Raw genomic sequence first — 3,292 nt, forward strand, 5'->3', positions numbered from 1 at the left:
CCCGCTCGACGACGTCGGCAAGGTACGGCGAGTGCGGCAGGGTGCCGAACGCGGAGCCCCAGTCGCCGCCCAGCCGGGAGGCGCAGAACAGGTCGGCGACCGCCGGCGGGGCGAAGCGGACCAGCAGGGAACCCTGGAGGACCAGCGCCATCCGCTCCACCACCCGGCGGGCCCGCGCCTCGGCGCCCTCCATGTCCGCGAGCTCGGTCAGCAGCTGCTTGATCGCCCCGTCCAGCCGGTGGTCCGCGCCGCGGGCCTGCCCCACCTCGCGCAGGAAGGCGTCCAGTGCGGCCGGTTCCCGGCGCAGCGCGCGCAGCACGTCGAGCGCCTGCACGTTGCCGGCGCCCTCCCAGACCGAGTTGAGCGGCGACTCGCGCAGCAGCCGCGGCATCCCGGACTCCTCGACGTAGCCGTTGCCGCCCAGGCACTCGGCGGCCTCGGCCGCCAGTGGCGTGCACCGCTTGGTCACCCAGTACTTGGCCGCCGGCACGGCCAGGCGCAGCAGGGCCCGCTCGCGTTCGTCGTCGTGGTCCTGGACGGCGTCGTAGGCGGCCGCCAGCCGGATGGCGAGGGCGGTGGCGGCCTCGGACTCCAGCGCCAGGTCGGCCAGCACGTTGCGCATCAGCGGCTTGTCGATCAGCAGCCCGCCGAACGCCTCGCGGTGGCCGGCGTGGTGCACGGCCTGGGCGACGGCCTGCCGCATCAGGGCGGCGGATCCGAGCACGCAGTCGAGGCGGGTGGCGGCGACCATCTCGATGATGGTGCGCACCCCGCGGCCCTCCTCGCCGACCCGGCGGGCCCAGGTGCCGTCGAACTCGACCTCGGCGGAGGCGTTGGAGCGGTTGCCGAGCTTGTCCTTGAGCCGCTGGATGCGGAAGACGTTGCGGGTGCCGTCGGCGAGGACGCGCGGCAGCAGGAAGCAGGTGGGGCCCTCGCCGGCCTGGGCCAGCACCAGGAAGCCGTCGGACATCGGCGCGGAGCAGAACCACTTGTGGCCGGTGAGTTCGTAGGCGCCGTCCTCGGCCAGCGGCCGGGCGACGGTGGTGTTGGCGCGGACGTCGGAGCCGCCCTGCTTCTCCGTCATGCCCATCCCGAAGACGGCGCCCGGCTTCTCCGCGGCCGGGGCGAGTGCCGGGTCGTACAGGGTGGAGGTGAGGCGGGGCTCCCACTCGGCGGCCAGTGACGGTTCGGCGCGCAGCGCGGGCACGGCGGCGTGGGTCATCGACAGCGGGCAGCCGTGTCCGGCCTCGGCCTGCGACCACACCAGGAATCCGGCGGCCCGCCGCACGTGCCCGCCGGGGCGGGACCACGCCGCGGTGAGCTGCGCGGAGATGCCCTTGCGCATCAGCTGGTGCCAGGAGGGGTGGAACTCGACCTCGTCGATGCGGTGGCCGTAGCGGTCGTGGGTGCGCAGCACGGGCGGGTTCTCGTTGGCCAGCCGCCCCCAGTCCTGCACCTGGGCGGATCCGGCGCTGCGGCCGAGCCCGGAGAGCTCCTGCCGGGCCTCGTCGAGCAGTTCTGGGTCGAGGTGGCGTTCCACGGCGTCGGTCAGCGCGCGGTCCGCGCCGTACACGTCGTACCCGGTCAGGGGCGGAGGCTGATTCGTCACGGAGTGCGTTGCCGGCATGGGCCGGAACCTACCGTGCCGGGCACCGTGATCACAGGGCTCGGTGCCGGGTTCGCCCGCTCAGCGGGGCCGACGCCCGCCCCGGGATGTCAGGGACGCGCCGCGCTGCCGTTACCTTTACCCCGTGCAGGCAGCAAGTGAAAACACCGACGAGCCCTCCGGCGGCCGCCTCCACCGGGCCCGCGTCCTCTACCGCAACGTCTCCAAGCGCCGGACGGCCTGGCTCCTGCTGAAGGACACCGTCAACTCGTGCATGGAGTACCGCATCCTCGGTCTGGCCGCCGAGGCGGCCTTCTTCACCCTGCTGTCGGTGCCACCGCTGCTGCTGAGCCTGGTCGGGCTGCTCGGCTACGTGGACGCCTGGACGGGCGCCGAGACCATCCGGGGGGTGGAGCACAACATCCTGGAGGCCTCCCGCAGGGTCCTCACCGACCGGGGTGTCACGGGGATCGCCCAGCCGATCCTGGACGACGTCACCTCCGGCGGCCGGCCCGACGTGATCTCGCTCGGCTTCCTGCTCGCCGTGTGGTCCGGGTCCCGCGCGGTCAACGTCTTCGTCGACACCATCACGGTGATGTACGGCCTGGACGGGGTGCGGGGCATCGTGCGGACGCGGCTGATGGCGTTCCTGCTGTTCATCGTGGGGCTGCTGATCGGGTCGGTGGCACTGCCGCTGATGGTGGCCGGTCCGGACGTGGTGACGCGGATCCTGCCGTGGTCCCAGACGCTGGTGCAGCTGCTGTACTGGCCGGTCGTCATGGTGCTGTCGGTGATCTTCCTGACGACGCTGTACCACGTGTCGGTGCCGGTGCGTTCGCCGTGGATGGAGGACATCCCGGGGGCACTGGTCGCCCTCGGCATGTGGGTGGTGGGCAGTGCCCTGCTGCGGCTGTACCTGACCTCCACCATCGAGGGGCCCACCATCTACGGCTCGCTGGCGGCGCCGGTCGCCATCCTGCTGTGGATCGGCGTGTCGGCGTTCGCGGTGCTGGTCGGCGCGGCGGTCAACGCGGCCATCGACCGGGTCTGGCCGGCCGCCGCGACGGCCGCGGCGCGTGAGGCCAACGAGCGGATCCGCAAGGCGCAGATCGTCGAGTACGTCGCGCGCACCACGACCCCGGGCGGCGACGACGACCCGGACACGCCGTCGGAGTTCCCCGAGCGGTGGTCGCGTTTCCTCCCGCCGGAGGACGTCACCGGACGCCTGCTGCGCGCCCACGCCCGGCACGCCGCGAAGAACGGGGGCGCGCGGAACGGCACGGTGAAGAACGGCAAGGGTCTGGACGAGACGGTCAAGGACGACACCGAGGCGGTGCGCAACAACGAGGCCGCCAAGAAGGGGCTGACCGACCCCGAGCCGTAGGCTCGGTGGCATGACCGGCGCCCGCAGCACCTCCACGACCTCGCGTTTTCCCCTCGCCCTCGCCCTCGCCTCCGCCCCGGGCGGGCTGGTGCTGGACGGCGGCCTGTCGAACCAGCTGGAGGCCACCGGGCACGACCTGGGCGACGAGCTGTGGTCGGCGCGGCTGCTCGCCGAGCGGCCGGAGGCGGTCACCGAGGCGCACCTGGCCTACTTCGAGGCCGGCGCGGACGTGGCGATCACGGCGAGCTACCAGGCCACTTTCGAGGGGTTCGCCCGCCGCGGGATCGGCGCGCGGGACGCGG

At 73.3% G+C, this 3,292-nt stretch carries 3 protein-coding genes; 2 read left to right on the top strand and 1 reads right to left on the bottom strand.

All coding sequences use genetic code 11. The annotated features are described in order from the left end of the window. Positions 1 to 1,627: acyl-CoA dehydrogenase family protein (locus HW445_RS23635; protein ID WP_180222965.1), on the bottom strand; the 1,627-nt coding region annotated here is incomplete at its 3' end. A gap of 124 nt (positions 1,628 to 1,751) precedes the next feature. On the opposite strand from HW445_RS23635, the gene HW445_RS23640 reads away from it, so the two are divergent. Both HW445_RS23640 and HW445_RS23645 read left to right on the top strand, forming a co-directional pair. After that, a complete protein-coding gene (locus HW445_RS23640; RefSeq protein WP_180222966.1) occupies positions 1,752 to 2,990 on the top strand; it encodes a YihY/virulence factor BrkB family protein in 1,239 nt (412 codons plus the stop codon). A gap of 10 nt (positions 2,991 to 3,000) precedes the next feature. Beyond that, on the top strand, positions 3,001 to 3,292 hold a 292-nt coding region (locus HW445_RS23645), incomplete at its 3' end, for a homocysteine S-methyltransferase family protein (RefSeq protein ID WP_180222967.1).

Origin of the sequence: Streptomyces sp. UH6, assembly GCF_013421635.1 — a bacterium.
Classification (GTDB): Bacteria; Actinomycetota; Actinomycetes; order Streptomycetales; family Streptomycetaceae; genus Streptomyces; species Streptomyces abyssomicinicus.